We start from the raw sequence: 16,699 nt of genomic DNA, 5'->3' as shown, positions 1-16,699 counted from the left end.
AAGGGCCGGCTGGATAGCCGGCCCGCATAAACCGAAAAACTGCTTCGCTCACAACACGTCATACATGAGCGTGCATTATCCTATATCAATCAAAGTGGCGTGTACTTGAAGGAGTGGATGATGATCTCCACTTCCTGCGCGTTAGAAGGCGCCAGGTGCTGGAACAGCCAGAGGTTCATATGTACCGGTAAGGCTTCTGTGCTCACCGGGAAACCTGCAGGCGTAGTCCAGGGGAAGAAGGAATTGTTCACATCTTCCGTATGTCCATGGAAAGCCCGGTAGGACACATAAGAGCTGGTACGGTAAAATTTGTAAGTGCTGTAGGTACCGTTCAGGTCCAGCTCAAATTCATGGTGTGCTTTGGTATCCGGGTTACCATAAGCCGGGTACACGGTGTAGTTGAAATTAGGCCAGGCATTATTGCCCCAGCGTGCAAATTCAATATCTACTTCATGATGGCCGTCGTCTCCGGCCTTGTAGTTAAACAGCCCGAACACGATGTTTTTGTCCAGCAGGTCCAGGGGCGCCTCTATTTTCCATACATAAGAGCCATAGCCAAAGGTTTGCTGGGAGGTTACCTCAGCGCAGTACCAGCGGCCGGTGGCGGCGTCTTTCCTGATCTTCAAATGCAGGTGCCCGGCGGCGTCTACCCATACATTGCTGGTGCTGCCGCTCCAGTAATTGGCGTGCGGGTCACTGGGACCAGCTTCATCTCTTACAGACCAGTTGATGCCGCTGAAAGAGATGGTCCGCTCCGCAAGTGCTTTCACATTGGCGCCTTGTACAGCTTTTTCATTAATGACAGGGTTTTCTGAGGGAGTGGCGTTCTCTTTGCGGCAGCTTGCAAGCACCGCGATAGTGAAGGCCAGCATCATGGTTTTTCTCATGGTAAAGTTTTAAGTGTGAAAAAAAGGGTTACATATATGTTGATAGCTATCTCGCTTTGTCAGGGATCCCACCACACATGCCGCAGCCAGTCGTCTTTGCCGCCCATCCGGTCCAGTGCTTCCCGGTAGTGCCGGGTATTCGTATAGGCTTCTGTGGAAGGATAGAAGAGCCGCCTGAATATCCTGCCGCCTGTTTCAGACTCGCCGCCAACGTCAGTGATAGGCGCCAATACGGGCCATCCGCTCCTGCGCTGGTTGGCATAGGCTTCATAACCATTGGGGAAGAGGCATACCCATTTCTGCATATTAATCTCTTCGAGTGCATGGCCTGTATGCAGCGGATGTGCGGCTACAAAGGAGTCTATGCTTTGCAGAGAGATTGTTTGCATCCCGGGATAGATCTGCAGCTGCTGCATGGCCGCGCGTATACCTTGCTGGTAAAGTGTATGGGCGTCGCCAGGGTGCCATCCTCTTACGGCTGCTTCTGCCAACAGGAACTGTACCTCTGCATAGCCCAGGTGCAGGAAAGGCGCCTGCAATTGGTAAAAGGGCGGACTGATCACACAGTATTTGTTGTTATGCGGCACCACGGTGCCGTCAGCTGCGGTATAATCAGCCCGTTCATCCCACCAGTATAAGCCTGGCGCAATAGGGAGATAATGTGTGAGCGCGCTAATATCCTTTCCTTTTTCATCCCTGTTTACGAAAAGTGCAGACAGCCTGGGATCTTTTTCTCTTTTCAGGTAATTCACAAAAGTGCTGCAGCCGATCGTGCGCAGGTAACTTTGTTCCTCCAGCAGGGCCTGCGCATAACCATTACCACGCATATCGGGGTAGGCGGCGTTTTCATGGATCACCAGGAAATTATCCTTACTGTCCTGCATCACGCCACCTGCAATGGCTGCCTGAACCTGGCTGCGCGCAGTAGCAGCATCAATACGGCTTAAGCGCATGGCCAGCCGCAGGCGCAATGAATTGGCCAGGCGTTTCCACTGATCAATGTTGCCCTGGTACACAATATCGTTGTCTATTGGCTTTTGCGATAGATCGAATTGCACAAGGGCGGCTGCCAGTTCACGAAAGAGGTCAGCATAGATGTCCTGCTGACGATCATACTTGGGCGTATACACTTTACCGTAGTAAGCCATTCCTGCTGCTGAATAAGGCACATCGCCATAGGTATCCGTGATGATGGAAAAGATGTAGACTTTCAGTATACGGGCTGCCGCCACATAGTTCACCAGGGAGCTATCCTGCTTACACCGCTCGATCAGGTCTACCAGCTGTTTAATGCTCTTACCATAAAAGATCTCCCAGATACGGTCATTCGCAAAATCATCGCGTATATACTTGCTGCCTGCCCGCATATCTTCCGCGCCGTTGATATACTGCACGGCAGGCTGGAACAGGAAGAGGTTAGGATAACCAGCTTCCCGCCCTCCGTTCAGGTAGTAGGCGGCGGCCGTCAGCTGTTGCCCGGGTGCAATATCTTTTCCGTGCAGGGGATCGGTATTGATGTTGTCAAAATCTTTGGTACAGGCATAGGGCAGCAGTAGTGCAAAGAGCAGTATGAGCAGTAAATACTTGTTTGCCGACATAAAGCTTGTTTTAAAATTTTGCATACACGTTAATCCCACAGGAGCGGCGGGCCGGTAACGAGCCATATTCAAAGCCCTGCGCATTGCTGTTATTATAAGTTGATTCAGGATCTGCATTCGGTATGTGCTTGCTCAGCGTAAAAAGGTCACGCGCTACCAGGGACACCGCCAGTTCCCTGATCAGGGTATTGCGAAACAGCGTAGCAGGCACACGGTAGTCAATGCTCAGCTGCCGCAGCTTTATAAAAGAAGCATCATAGATGAATGGCTCCGGGATATTGCTGCTTACACGCTGCCAGTACACCTGCGGATTTACATAAGCGCTTACTTCGCGGTAAACAGGCTGCCTGTTGCCGTCTATTCCTGTTTGTTGTACACCCTTTACCCGATAGCCGCCGCTGCCTTGCAGCCATTCTTCACGCCCTTCCAGTGTGCCTTTTTGCCTGCCGTTGGCATAGGCCAGGAGATTGGTCATCGAGTAGATATCGCCGCCCTGTTTGATGTCCAGCAGTATGTCGAGTGAGAAATTTTTGTAGCGGATTTGCTGTAGTATGCCGCCTGTCCAGTCATACTGGCTGTTACCCAGTGTGGCGGCGTTGGGATCATACTGTGGCAGATAATTGGCGTCCAGTACCAGGCGGCCCTGCTGATCCCGCAGGAACTTACGCCCCGTGATCATTCCATAGGCAGCGCCTTCCTGTGCTACGATAGACACATTGCCCCATCGCGCAGTTGCCAGCGTATAATACCCGGATACCAGGGGACTGAGCGCGAGTATACGGTTGCGGTTATACGCTGCATTCATATTGACCTCCCAGCTGAAGACCTTGCGGGCAAATGGTGTAAACCCCAATGCGATCTCCACGCCCTTGTTCAGCACCTTGCCGGAGTTGATCACGGCACTGGTGTATCCCGTAGCAGGGGAGAGGGGCGCGTTCAATACCTGGTAACGGGTGACAGACCGGTACCAGCTCAGGTCAAGGTGAATGCGGTTGTTAAAGAACATGAGCTGTGCGCCTGCTTCATACGCATTGCTGATACTGGGCTTCAGCGCTTCAAAAGGCACTTTGTTCACAGCCACGCCACCAATGGCATAGCCGCCGACGGCTGGTACTGCAGGATCACTGCCATAGCTAAGCTTCAACTGGTAAGGATCAATAGCATCCGTACCTGTTTGTGCCACAGAAAAACGCAGCTTGCCAAAAGAAAGCACATTATGTTGATGCATCCACTCAGAGAATACCAGGCTGGCGGATGCAGACGGATAAAAATAGGAGTTGTGCGCCTGTGAAAGGGTAGAAGACCAATCATTCCGCCCGGTGATATCCAGGTACAGCCATTGCTTGTAGGCGATGTTCACAGCCCCATACAGGGAATTGATCCGTTTCCTGTTGAGGAACGCATTGCCGGTCCGCGTTTTGAAATTGCTGATATTTTGTATGCCCGGGGTGTTGATGTTCAAACCGGTGGTATGTAGCAAATGCTCTTCATAGTCCATGCGGTTGGCGCCTGCATAAGCGCTTAGCTGGAAAGGGCCTGCCTGTTTATCAACATGTAACAGCAGTGCTGAATTGATCTCCCGCAGGGTCCTGTCCAGCAGGTATAGTGAGCCATTTTCGTTGTAAGGCGTGGAATAATCCATGAACTCTGAAAAGCGGAACTGCGAATAATCTGTACCCGTCCTGGCTTCGATATATAGTGAAGGCAGGAGCTGGTATTTCAGCTGCACAAAGCCGTTGAGGCGGTCCTGTACGCTGTTGTTAGGTTGTTTGTTAATGGCCCAGTAAGGATTCACCTGGTATACATTGTTATTCCAGTTGATGTAGCGGCCACTTACAGGGTCTTTATAATCTTTCAGCCAGTTGATGTCAATGTTGGGCGCCAGTCCCATTAACGTATAGCCAATATTGTTTGGGTTATCTGATAAAGCGGGACGGTTCTTTACGTTCTCATGCAGGTAGGTGATCTTCGCATCCATGCTCAGCTGCCTGTTCAGCTTTGCTGTACCGCGCAGGGAAAAATGATGACGGCTCAGATCACTGTTTGGTACAATATCCTTGCTGGCGATATTGGTATAGGTAAAGCGCAGCTGTGAACATGCCACACCTGCTGCTGCAGATACAGAATGTGTGGAAGTAAGCCCATCACGAAAGAACTGTTGCGGGCCATGCTGTGCTTTTACATAGGGCGCCTGCTTTCCATTCCACAGCCATACCATGCTGTCTGCATGCAGGCGAGGCCCCCAGCTTAGTTGTGAAAAGTCGCGCGCACTGCTGGCGTCCCAGGGTAGCTGTCCATCCCGCCCGCTGCCATAGTCCGTTTGAAAATCATAGTTATTGACCGGGCTTTCTATAACGGTGTTTGAGCTAAAGGAGAGTTCCATTCCTTCACAGCCTTTTTTAGTGTTGATCAGTATAACGCCATTAGCTGCACGGCTGCCATATAAGGCAGCAGCTGCGCCGCCTTTCAGCACTGAGATACTGGCTATTTCATCCGGGTTGATAAGGCTGCTGCCATCGCCAAGATCATATCCGCCATACTTCTCTGCCTGTCCGGGTGAGGAGTTATTTACCGGTACGCCATCGATCACAAACAAAGGCTGGTTATCGCCGCCTATCACTTTTACGCCTCTTAAGGTGCTCTTTACAGATCCGCCGGGGCCGCTGTTCACGGGGAGTAGATCCAATCCTGCCACCCGGCCGCTTAAAGTACGTATGGCGTTGGTCGCTCTTGCTTTCGTCAGCTCGCTGCCTTTCAACTCCGTATAGGAATAGCCCAGTGAAGCCTGCTGGCGGCTGATGCCCAGCGCTGTTACCACTACCGTATTCATTTGCACTTTGCGCAGTATGGGCCATGTATCTGCAACAGGCTGCGGCCGTTTTTTGTTGATGATGATCTGTTGTCCGTATACCCGGATCCGGAATTGTTCCGGGGGGAACAGTCGGTCTATCACCAGCTGTAAGGGCACGTCTTTTTCCAGCAGCGACACTTCACGCTGCATGTCTGTAATATCATTGGAATAGGCAAAGAAAACACCTGCCTCTTCTCCCAGCACCTGCAGTATATCTGACAGCGATCTCTTGCTGGCAATGATCGTCACTCTTTTTTGTAGAATGGAAATATTATCCTGCGCCGATAAGGCACAGGTACACATGAATAAGGCCATCATGGTTATACACAGGTTTTTCATGTAAGGATATATCGGCGCCGCGCCGTTTTAAGGGCGCAGCGTATCCTGCATCTTTATCAATTCATCATCCAACAGTGCATCTAAAACGTTCATTGCTTCCCGGGAGCTCAGGTGATTGAAGCGCACGGTAACGCGGCGGCCCCGCAGCTTTGGGTTGGGCGTCATTTCGCCGAGTTGATAATGTGCGCCTAATACCTGTAATACCAGTTCTATCGGCTGGTTGTAAAATACCAGGTCCTCATTGGCCCAGCCGCAACGGTATTTGTAATCGCCCTCCGGTTTACGGGCTTCACCATGGCCGTTCGCTACTACGCCCATCTCGCCGGGGCCTAGTACAAGGGGCTGATGCCGGCTGCCATCCAGGCTTACCCTTCCTTCCCACACCACTACATCTGTAGCTTCGGCCTGGGTCCTTACGTTAAAGGCGGTACCTAATACTTTCACGGTAGCGTTGGCAGTGCTGATGCTGAAGCCGTGCTGCTCATCCTTCGCCACCTTAAAGAAAGCTTCTCCTGCTTCCAGCTGTACCCGCCTTTCTGAAAAGTGGCGTGCCCAGGAAACCCGGGCGCCTTGCTGCAGGTAAACGGCGGTGCCGTCTGGCAATACAAGGCTGTCTTTTACATGAAGGGCAGTATACGTCATGCGGCTGTGTTGCTTCGTATAGTAAAACCAGTAGCCGCCCACTATCAGCAGCGGCAGCAGTACAGCGGCTGCTTTCCACCAGTAGGTGGCAATGCGCCGGACGTCCGCGGCAGGAGCCGTAGCAGACAGCTGTTGCGATAATGCCTCCCATCCGGCAACAGGGTCCGGTGGCGTAGCCGGTAGCTGAGCCGCGGTCTCCCATAGCATTTTCACCTGTTCAAACAAGGCCCGGTTCTCTGCGGAAGCAGCCAGCCACTGTTCCAGCGCCTGCTGCTTTACTGCGTCACCGGGACTGGCCAGACAATCTGCAATGAATGCGTAATGCTCGTTTTCCATGTATGCTCTATTAATGACAATTCAGAAAAGGGATACTTTGATGCTAAGGATAATTTTTTTTCTGCTGCATCATTTCCCTTAATGTTTTAAGGGCCTGCGACAGCTGGAAGTATACCGTATTAAGCGTTATGCCCAGCTTTTCCGCAATTTCAGCAGGTTCAAGGCCATGTATACGGCTAAGCAGGAATATCTCCCTGCAACGGGGCGGCAGGCCCTGAACATGTTGTAACAACTCTTTTTGTAACAGGATGTAGTCGGCTGTTTCGTAAAAAGAAGAGTTGTCAGACAGGAAGCGCAACGCGTCTTCACTCACCTGCCGCGATCGTCTTTTGAGCTCATTGATAGCACGGTTGGTAATGGCGCGGTACAGGTAATGATTTACCTGGCCCGTAATAGTGATCTGGTCGCCTTTTTCCCAGAGGTGGAGGAACAGGTTATGCACCAGGTCTTTAGCCAGCCCGCTGTCTTTTACCCAGCGGTAAGCCAGTAGGTATAATTCTTCACTGCAGGTATTATACAAGTGCTGAAAAACGGCCTGATCGCGGTTCCTGAGCGCCTGGGTCACTGCGCCGGCAGAAATATCAATCATGTGCAGATACTAAAAGGTAACATAGGTCTTACAAAGTATCTCTTTTTTAAAATAAATAAAAGCTTATAGGGTAATTTCCTCAAAGAGTGAATTTTTATCTACACAGCTGGCTGCTATAACACCATTGCGGTGAGCGCTGCTATTTAGGCATTTCTTTTGAATCTGCTTGCGTTATGGAGACAGGCCCAGCCAACACTGTACGTAGTGCAGGAATTTTAATGCATATCACTTCCTTACCGGGGCCTTTTGGAATAGGGGATATTGGTCCTGCTGCAATGGAATTTGCCAGTAAGCTGCAAAGCAGCGGACAATGTTACTGGCAGTTGTTACCGCTAACCCCTCCCGGAACAGGATTGACATCACCTTACAGCGCGATGTCCGCCATGGCGGGTAACCCAATGCTGATCAGTCCCGAATTGCTGGTGCAAGATGGTTTGTTAAGCCAGGCAGACCTGCGGGAGGTGCAGCTGCCTTCTAAAGATACCGTTGATTTTGACAAAGCCCGCGACATCAAGGTCAAGCTGCTGGAACTGGCTTATCATAATTATTGCAACCGTAGCGTGAAGCTGTTTAAAGACGAATATAAAACCTTTTGTGAACAGCAGGCTTACTGGCTGGATGATTTTAGTTCATTCAAAGCCTTGTCTGTATGGCACCGGCATGAGCCCTGGATCAAATGGAGGAAGCAGTATCGCGACAGGGAACAGCCCGCGCCGCGCAGTATAATAGCTGTAAAGGAAAAACAGCAATGGTGCCAGTTCATCTTCAACCGGCAGTGGATGGCGCTGAAAGCGCATTGCAATGAGCTGGGCATCCAGCTGTTTGGCGATCTGCCATTTTATACGGCCTATGATGCGGCAGATGTATGGGCCAACAGGGAGGTCTTCCGGCTGGATGATAAAGGCCGTATGCTGGGAGTGGCCGGTGTTCCGCCAGATTACTTCAATGAGAACGGACAGCTGTGGAATATGCCCGTTTATAACTGGAAGTTCCTGAGATCCCATCGTTATAAATGGTGGATCAACCGCCTGCGCCGGAACCTGGAATGGTATGACCTGCTGCGGCTGGATCATTTCCGTGCTTTTTCCGCTTACTGGGAAGTACCCGCAGGTGCCGATACTGCGAAAAACGGCACATGGAAGCCAGGACCCGGAGAGTCGTTTATGAAGGCTGTGCAAAAGGCCTTCCCCCTGATGCCCTTTGTGGCGGAAGACCTGGGAGATATAGATGACGCTGTGCTGCAGCTGCGCGATCAGTTCGGACTGCCTGGCATGAAAGTGCTGCAGTTCGCCTTCGGAGAAGATATGCCTGTTTCTCCGCATATTCCGCATAATTACACCGGTCGCTTTTTTGTATACACCGGTACGCACGATAATAACACCACCAGAGGATGGTTTAGCCAGGACGCCAGTCCTGACGATCATCAGCGGCTTGCCAGGTATTCGGGCCTGAAAGTAGTGGAAGAGGCTGCGCCCGACGTGCTTGGAAGGATGGCTTATGCTTCAGTAGCCCGCACGGCCATCATTCCCATGCAGGATGTGCTGCGCCTGGACGCCCGTGCACGTATGAATACCCCTGCAACCGCGGCCGGTAACTGGGCCTGGCGCATGCTGCCCGGGCAGTTCAGCGATACCATAATATCACGCTTAAAGAAATGGACCTCTATATATAACAGAACGGGAAAGGATGATAACAAGAAGCTATAAAAGACATGGTGCAATATTGAATGGACCAGGAGAATGTATGTTCAGGGTATGGGCGCCTTTCAGGGAAAAGGTGACGCTGCTGCTGCCCGAAACCAAACAGTGGCAGTATGAGATGCAAAAGGATCGTGACGGATACTGGGAAGTGCTGGTGAAAGACGTGAACCCCGGCATGCGCTATTATTATCAGCTGGATAATGAGCTGCAAAGACCTGATCCTGCGTCGCGTTATCAGCCGGAGGGCGTACATGGCCCTTCCGCTGTGACGGATCCTTATTCTTTCGTTTTTACAGACGATCACTGGCAGGGAATGGACCTGCCAGACATGATCATTTATGAATTGCATATCGGCACATTCACCAGCGAGGGAACCCTGAAAGCGGCGGAAAGCCGCCTGCCCTCCCTGCAGGAGCTGGGCATTACCGCTATTGAGATCATGCCGGCGGTACAGTTTCCGGGCCAGCGCAACTGGGGGTATGACGGCGTGTACCCTTACGCGTTGCATAATACCTATGGTTGTCCTGAAGACCTCAAGAGCTTTGTGAACAAAGCACACCAGCTGGGGATAGCCGTACTGCTGGATGTGGTGTATAATCACCTTGGACCGGAAGGCAATTACTTTAACGACTATGGCCCTTACTTTACAGACCGCTATAAAACACCCTGGGGAAAGGCCATTAATTTTGATGATGCCGACTGTGATCCTGTGCGCGGTTTCTATATACACAATGCCCTGATGTGGCTGGAAGAATTTCAGATAGACGGCCTGCGGCTCGATGCCGTGCACGCTTACTGGGATAACAGCGCCCTGCACTTTGTGCAGGAGCTGGCTGAGGCGGTACGGCGGCTGGAACGCCGCACCGGCCGAAAGAAAGTACTGATAGCTGAACTGGACCTCAACAATCCGCGCTATGTAACCGCGATCGATAAAGGCGGTTACGGCCTGCACGCACAATGGGTGGATGAGTTCCATCATGCATTGCACAGCTGTCTCACCGGTGAGCGCAACGGCTATTATGCAGATTTTGGCGAATTGCGGCTGTTGGCAAAATCGTACACAGACGCTTACGTGTATACGGGGCAGTATTCTCCCGGCCGCAGGCGGCGCTTTGGCCTGCCCCCGGAGAGTTTGCCGTATAGCCGTTTCGTTACTTTCATCCAGAATCATGATCACGTAGGCAACCGCATGCTGGGGGAAAGGCTGAGCACCTTGCTGCCTTTTGAAGCCCTGAAGCTGGCTGCCGCGGCATTGCTGTTATCGCCTTTTGTGCCTTTGCTGTTTATGGGAGAAGAATATGGCGAAACCAGGCCTTTCCTCTTCTTTTGCTCTTTTAGCGACCAGGAACTGATCAAGGCTGTGAGAGAAGGAAGAAGGCAGGAGTTTGCCGCCTTCCATGAGGCGGGTATAGCGCCCGATCCGCAGTCGGAACAAACTTTTGAGGCATCCTTATTGAGCTGGGATCTGCTGCAGCAGCAAAATTTTGTGTTGCGCGAGTGGTACCGTCAGCTCATCGGCTTTCGTAAAACCAGGCCTGCCATGCGTAATTTCAGCCGCAGCGGCACGAAGGTAAAGGCACTGCAGAATAATGCCCTGCTGGCGCTGGAGCGCACGGATGATGTACATGAGGATAGTCTGCTGATCCTCCTCAATTTTAGCCAGGAAGCGCAGGTATATACACCTGCCCGGGCATATTCTCTGCAAAAATTATTTGATTCGGCAGAAACACAATGGAAAGGCCCGGGCGCTACGGCGCCCGGCAGAACGGAAAAGGGCGATATGACTATTCTTCCCTTCTCTGCTGTAGTTTATGAAATGAAATTGTTATAAAGATGATCACCAGTGATGTTTTTACCCCCGTGTCTACCTACAGGGTACAGTTTAACCACGAATTTACTTTCAAAGACCTTGAAGATAACCTCGAATACCTGCATGAACTGGGTATTACCACCATTTATGCTTCCCCTGTTTTTGAAGCTACGCCGGGCAGTATGCATGGTTATGATGTTACAGACCCGCATAAAGTGAGCCCCGCTATCGGCACGCTGGAACAATGGCGCGGATTGCGCCAGAAGCTGCAGGCCCTGGGCATGAGCTGGATCCAGGATATCGTGCCCAATCATATGGCGCTGGATCCTGCTAACCACCGGCTGATGGATGTGCTGGAAAGAGGGCCGCTGTCGCCCTATTATCACTACTTCGATATCGACTGGGAATATCCTGATCCTGCCATCAAAGGAAAACTGATGCTGCCCTTCCTGGGTAAGCCCTTGCAGGAGTGCCTGGAAGCCGGAGAAATAAAGCTGGCGCCTGCAGCAGAGGGATGGTTATTGGGAACAGACTACCTGCGGCTGCCACTGTCTGCACGCTCTTATGATCTCCTGATGGCGGCGCTGCAGCCTGGTGAAGGCAATATCAAGCAGTTGCTTTGCGGCCTGAAAAAAAGCGTAATGAAGCACTACGTGCTGGAAGAATGGCAGCAGCGAAAGAAAGATCTTTTTAAAGCAGCTGATGAAGCGCAGTTGCAGCAGCTGGCCCAACGTGTGAACAGCGATCGTACATTATTAAACGCGCTGCTCGATAACCAGTACTATACATTTCACCACTGGCGCGACGCAGAAACAAAGATCAACTATCGCCGCTTCTTTACCGTGAACGGATTAATATGCCTGCGGATGGAAGATGAAAAGGTGTTTAATGAGTACCATACCTTTCTTCACCAGCTGTACAGCGAAGGCCTGATCCAGGGCCTCCGTATTGATCATATTGACGGGCTCTGTGCCCCGGGCGCCTATATCAAACGCTTACGCGGGCTCTTTGGCAATGAATGTTACATCATTGCAGAAAAGATCCTGGCAGGTAATGAAACGATGCCCCGCGACTGGGAGCTGCAGGGCAGTACGGGCTATGAGTTCCTGGGAGATGTGAATCAGCTGCTCACCGATCAGCTGGGGATGGAAATGATCGCCCGTTTTTATCGCAGCCAGTTCCCTGATCTCGCAAAGTATGAGCGCCTGGCCGTGAGCAAGAAACGGCTGATCCTCAGCACGCAGATGGCCGGTGAATGGGAGAACCTGGTAAACTTTGCCTACCAGTTAGGACTGATCCCACCGGTGCTTGACAGGGAGGACGTCAAAGAAGCACTAGGCCTCTTTATGGTGCACCTGCCCGTGTATCGCATTTACCTGGAGCATAAGCCGATGTCTACCCGCGACCTTTCACTGCTGGAGTACGCCGTGCACGGCGCCTACCGAACCGAACCTGCATTGATGAGGGTATTTGAAATGATCCGCTCGTGGTGGTCGCAGAACAGGCATAATACAAGCGTATTGCGTTTTCTGCAGCGGGTGATGCAGTTCACCGGACCGCTCACCGCCAAAGGCGTAGAGGATACTTTGTTCTATGTATACAACGCACTGGTATCGCACAACGAAGTAGGCGATGCGCCTGAAGGCTGCCGCTGTTCGCTCGCATTGTTCCATGAGCGCGCGGTGAACAAGCATCGCCATCGTCCCTTATCGTTGAATACTACTGCCACGCATGATACCAAAAGGGGAGAGGACGCACGTATCCGTCTCAATGCGCTTACGCTGCATCCGCATCAGTGGATCCACCAGGTGCAGCACTGGCATGCAATGAATAAGGTGCATACCAGTGAGATTGGCGAGATCACCGCTCCTGATATGAATGATGAGTATTTCATCTACCAGTCCATTATCGGTGGATTTCCTGCGGATGGCATCATTACGGAATCATTTATTAAAAGATTGTCAGACTATTTTATAAAAGTAGTGCGGGAGGCGAAAGTGCACAGCAACTGGTCCGAGCCCAATGAGGCATATGAAAATGCCTGCCTGCATTTTATTGAACAGCTCTTTGCGGAGAACAGCCCCTTCCCCCGCAGCGTAGCTGCATTCTTTGAGAAAGTAGGTATGCATGCAGCGGTGTACAGTCTTACGCAAACATTGGTGAAGATCACAGTGCCCGGCGTGCCCGATATATACCAGGGTTGTGAGCTGTGGGACCTGAGCTTTGTAGATCCGGATAACCGCCGGCCGGTGGATTATGGTTTACGTAAACACCTGTTGTCTGTATTAAAGGAAGAGGAACGAAAAGGGATACCGCAGTTGTTATCTCTCCTGGAAGAACGGCGCCTGGAAGGATTGGAAAAACTGTATGTCACCCGGAAAACATTGCAGCTGCGCCGTGAGCACCCTGCGCTATTCTCCAAAGGAGAATACATTCCCATCTACAGCGACAATTCTCATGCTGTTATCGTTTATGCGCGCCGATACAAAGAACAGTGGTGCCTGGTAGTAGCGCCCTTGCTGGCGGCATGCAGGCAGGGGGATGATGAGCTAAAACCGCGGATTGCATTGCCTGCGGGCGCTCCCACGAAGTGGAGAAATGTGTTTACCGGTGAAGAAATAAGGCTGCACGAAGGTAAGCTGCCATTGGATATATTAGACACCTTCCCGGTAGCGTTGTTGATGAATGTTTGATGTTTGCGCGCCACCTCATCCCCGCAATGACGGCGGAGAGCAACCGTTAATTCTTATGCTTTAATAAAATTATCGACAGCTCTGCCGCCTCTACCTTGTCTCCCGCATTAAATTGCTCTGTTACTTTTCCCTGCGTACCGGTATTCAATACTACTTCCCATTGTTCTCCATAATCAGCGGGCGGTAATATGAATGTGATAGGCTCATGGTGTGCATTGAAGATGATATAAAAGCTGTCATCCTGTATCTTTTGTCCTTTGGGATCTACCGCTCTTAATGCAAGCCCGTTCAGGTACACCGCCAGTGATTTGGCAAACCCGGTGTCCCAGTTCTCTTCCGTCATCTCATAGCCTTCCGGCTGAAACCAGGCAATGTCCTCCACTTTGGTGCCTGCTACCGCTTGTCCGCGAAACCAGCGCCTGCGCCTGAATGCAGGATGCTGTAAGCGCAGGTGGATCAGCTGCCTTGTATAGTCCAGCAGCTCCTGGTCCAGTTTATCCCAATGCAGCCAGCTGATCTCGTTATCCTGGCAGTAAGCGTTGTTGTTACCCTGTTGTGTGCGCCCTGCTTCATCTCCTGCCACCAGCATGGGCACGCCTTGTGAAAGAAACAAGGTAGCGAGAAAATTGCGCTGCTGTTTTCTGCGCAGCGCATTCACGTGCACGTCATCGGTAGGGCCTTCTGCGCCGCAGTTCCAGGAGCGGTTATGATTGTCGCCATCCTGGTTGTTCTCTCCATTGGCATCGTTATGTTTTTCGTTGTAGGATACAAGATCCGCCAATGTGAAGCCATCATGTGCAGTAACAAAGTTGATGCTGGAAGTGGGCCTGCGGAACTCGTCTTTATAAAGGTCAGCACTGCCGGTGAAGCGGGAGGCGAATTCTGCCAGTGTGCTGTCTGCTCCCCGCCAGTAATCGCGGATACAGTCGCGGTATTTACCATTCCATTCCGCCCATCCTGCCGGGAACTTGCCTACCTGGTAGCCTCCCTCGCCAATATCCCAGGGCTCAGCTATCAGCTTTACCTGGGATATGACGGGGTCCTGGTGTATGATATCAAAGAATGCGCTGAGGCGGTTCACTTCATGCAGCTCGCGGGCCAGGGTGGCAGCGAGGTCAAAGCGGAAACCATCTACATGCATATCGAGCACCCAGTAACGCAGGCTATCCATGATCAGCCTGAGCACGCTGGGCAGGCGTGCGTTCAGCGTGTTACCGGTACCTGTATAATCCATGTAATAACGCTTGTCGTCAGTAAGGCGGTAGTAAGCGGCATTATCTATACCGCGGAAAGAAAGGGTAGGGCCGAGGTGATTGCCTTCACCGGTATGATTATACACTACATCGAGGATCACTTCGATGCCTGCTTTATGCAGGGCCTTTACCATTTCCTTGAATTCGGTCACCTGTTCTCCGCGCACACCAGTGGCAGCGTATCGTACATCCGGCGCAAAGAACCCGATGGTATTGTATCCCCAGTAGTTGCTGAGCCCTTTATCCAGCAGGTATTTGTCTGTGATAAAGTGATGCACGGGCATCAGCTCAACGGCGGTAATGCCCAGGTCTTTCATGTATTGGATGGCAACGGGATGTGCCATGCCTTTATACGTGCCTCTCAGCTCTTCGGGTATATCCGGGTGCAGTTTGGTGAAGCCTTTCACATGTGTTTCGTAAATGATGCTTTCGTGATAAGGTGTTTTCAGCGGTTTGTCGTTTTCCCAGTCAAATCGTCCGTCTATCACCACGCTTTTAGGAATAAAGGGAGCGCTGTCGGTTGCATTGAAGCTAAGGTCCTGGTCCGGATGTCCCATTTCATACCCAAACAGGGAATCATGCCAGGACACCGTTCCGGCAATAGCTTTGGCGTATGGGTCTATTAATACTTTGTTGCGGTTAAAGCGATGTCCTTCCTGTGGCTCAAAGGGGCCGTCTACACGATAGCCGTATAATTGTCCGGGTTTTATGCCCGGCAGGTAGATATGCCATACATGATTGTTGCGGTCTGCCAGCTTCACACAGTCCTTTTCTGTAGCGTCTTTAGGCTCATCAAAAAGACATAGTTCAACAGAGGTGGCGCTCTCTGCATACAGGGCGAAGTTAACGCCCTCTCCATCCCATGTGGCCCCTAAAGGGTAGGGTTGACCCGGGTAAGCTACTATACTCATATGTCAATAGTGATTGCTGACAGTACTAACAAGTTTGGTGCCCGGTTCAGCATAAGCGTGGTGTGATGAAAGTTCTTACCTTCGGTCTATGGAAGAAGCAGATAAACTAAAACGGATTGTGGAAGCCAGGATGAAGTTAAAGTCCCGCTTTGAGGAAAAAATGAAGCGTACACCATCGGTGGCGGATAATAAGCCGATGGGCAGCGGTAAACCTAACCGTCATGGAATGCCGGTAGTACCGGTTGGCCAGACCGTCACACATAAATGGCCGGTGCTGGATCTGGGCATTGAGCCGGAGATCCCGCTGGAAGAATGGACACTAACCCTGGATGGCGAGGTGGAACACCCCGTAACATTGAACTGGGAAGAATTCATGGCGCTGCCGCAAACAGATGATACATCCGATTTTCACTGCGTTACCACCTGGTCAAAGCTTGATATGCAATGGAAGGGCGTGAGGCTGCTGGATCTTGCAGCCCTGGTACAGCCTAAGGACACCGCCACCCACATCCTCTGCTATGGCTATGACGATTATACCACTAACGTTTCGCTGGAAGAAGCACTGAAGCCGGACGTACTATTGGCGCATACGGTGGATGGGCAACCCCTGCCCATACCGCATGGCGGCCCGGTGCGCATGATCACGCCGCAGTTGTATGCCTGGAAAGGTTCCAAGTGGATCAGGCGGATAGAATTTCTGCCCTACAATAAACTGGGTTTCTGGGAAGAAAGAGGGTATTCCAATACGGCCTATCCCTGGAGGAACGACCGGTACAGCTGATATTACCGGATTTACGTACGGGTTTCTTCTTTTCCTTCCTTTCCTTTGAACTGAGGGGCTAAGGTATTGACCTGGTGCCAGACGGCGTCGGCCACCTCCCTGCCTATTCCTTCCAGGTGCTGTATGTCGTACCTGGGTTGCTGTTGATTTTCCGGTTTTACAATGTCAAATCTTTCCGGTAGCTCCTTTCTGAAATGCTGCGGTGTGGTTACGTGATAAACAATATCGGTTTGCGCGCTTTCAATATCCACGTCTACCATGTATTGAACGCCGCCCACCGTAATGGTGATCTGCCTTGTCATACTGCTC

The 16,699-nt window shown here is 51.5% G+C and carries 11 protein-coding genes; 4 read left to right on the top strand and 7 right to left on the bottom strand.

The window, feature by feature from the left end:
- Positions 1 to 89: 89 nt before the first annotated feature.
- The 5 genes from ACR9Y8_RS08470 to ACR9Y8_RS08450 are packed head-to-tail and all read right to left on the bottom strand — an operon-like array spanning position 90 to position 7,242.
- Positions 90 to 887, bottom strand: a complete 798-nt coding sequence (locus ACR9Y8_RS08470; RefSeq protein WP_481212815.1) for a glycoside hydrolase family 16 protein — start codon at positions 885 to 887, stop codon at positions 90 to 92.
- A gap of 59 nt (positions 888 to 946) precedes the next feature.
- Positions 947 to 2,485 carry a SusD/RagB family nutrient-binding outer membrane lipoprotein gene (locus ACR9Y8_RS08465; RefSeq protein WP_481212814.1) on the bottom strand — a complete coding sequence of 513 codons (1,539 nt, stop codon included), beginning with the start codon at positions 2,483 to 2,485 and terminating at the stop codon, positions 947 to 949.
- Between the two features lie 10 nt (positions 2,486 to 2,495).
- Complete coding sequence (locus tag ACR9Y8_RS08460) at positions 2,496 to 5,654, bottom strand: SusC/RagA family TonB-linked outer membrane protein (protein ID WP_481212813.1); 3,159 nt, start codon at positions 5,652 to 5,654, stop codon at positions 2,496 to 2,498.
- A gap of 48 nt (positions 5,655 to 5,702) precedes the next feature.
- Positions 5,703 to 6,653 carry a FecR family protein gene (locus tag ACR9Y8_RS08455; protein ID WP_481212812.1) on the bottom strand — a complete coding sequence of 317 codons (951 nt, stop codon included), beginning with the start codon at positions 6,651 to 6,653 and terminating at the stop codon, positions 5,703 to 5,705.
- Between the two features lie 43 nt (positions 6,654 to 6,696).
- Positions 6,697 to 7,242: an RNA polymerase sigma factor gene (locus ACR9Y8_RS08450; RefSeq protein ID WP_481212811.1), complete on the bottom strand. Its 546-nt coding sequence runs from the start codon at positions 7,240 to 7,242 to the stop codon at positions 6,697 to 6,699.
- Positions 7,243 to 7,415: 173 nt separating this feature from the next.
- Here ACR9Y8_RS08450 and malQ point away from each other — a divergent pair, with 173 nt between their 5' ends.
- From malQ to treY, 3 genes are read left to right on the top strand one after another with little or no spacing between them, the layout of a single operon-like run.
- Positions 7,416 to 8,948 carry a 4-alpha-glucanotransferase gene (gene malQ, locus ACR9Y8_RS08445; protein WP_481212810.1) on the top strand — a complete coding sequence of 511 codons (1,533 nt, stop codon included), beginning with the start codon at positions 7,416 to 7,418 and terminating at the stop codon, positions 8,946 to 8,948.
- Positions 8,929 to 10,773, top strand: a complete 1,845-nt coding sequence (gene treZ, locus ACR9Y8_RS08440) for a malto-oligosyltrehalose trehalohydrolase (RefSeq protein WP_481212809.1) — start codon at positions 8,929 to 8,931, stop codon at positions 10,771 to 10,773. Before malQ ends, treZ begins: the two co-directional genes overlap by 20 nt.
- A gap of 2 nt (positions 10,774 to 10,775) precedes the next feature.
- Positions 10,776 to 13,445, top strand: a complete 2,670-nt coding sequence (gene treY, locus ACR9Y8_RS08435; RefSeq protein ID WP_481212808.1) for a malto-oligosyltrehalose synthase — start codon at positions 10,776 to 10,778, stop codon at positions 13,443 to 13,445.
- Positions 13,446 to 13,491: 46 nt separating this feature from the next.
- On the opposite strand, the gene glgX is transcribed toward treY, so the two are convergent.
- Positions 13,492 to 15,609: a glycogen debranching protein GlgX gene (glgX, locus tag ACR9Y8_RS08430; RefSeq protein WP_481212807.1), complete on the bottom strand. Its 2,118-nt coding sequence runs from the start codon at positions 15,607 to 15,609 to the stop codon at positions 13,492 to 13,494.
- Positions 15,610 to 15,697: 88 nt separating this feature from the next.
- Here glgX and ACR9Y8_RS08425 point away from each other — a divergent pair, with 88 nt between their 5' ends.
- Positions 15,698 to 16,390: a sulfite oxidase-like oxidoreductase gene (locus tag ACR9Y8_RS08425; protein ID WP_481212806.1), complete on the top strand. Its 693-nt coding sequence runs from the start codon at positions 15,698 to 15,700 to the stop codon at positions 16,388 to 16,390.
- Positions 16,391 to 16,401: 11 nt separating this feature from the next.
- Here the strand turns inward: ACR9Y8_RS08425 and ACR9Y8_RS08420 are convergent, their stop codons facing one another.
- The gene (locus ACR9Y8_RS08420; protein WP_481212805.1) at positions 16,402 to 16,692 is read right to left on the bottom strand and encodes a hypothetical protein; all 291 of its coding nucleotides are present in this window, start codon (positions 16,690 to 16,692) and stop codon (positions 16,402 to 16,404) included.
- Between the last annotated feature and the right edge of the window lie 7 nt (positions 16,693 to 16,699).

It is taken from the genome of Chitinophaga sp. SVR4-12A (assembly GCF_056754765.1).
This window is presented reverse-complemented; position numbering and strand designations above follow the sequence as displayed.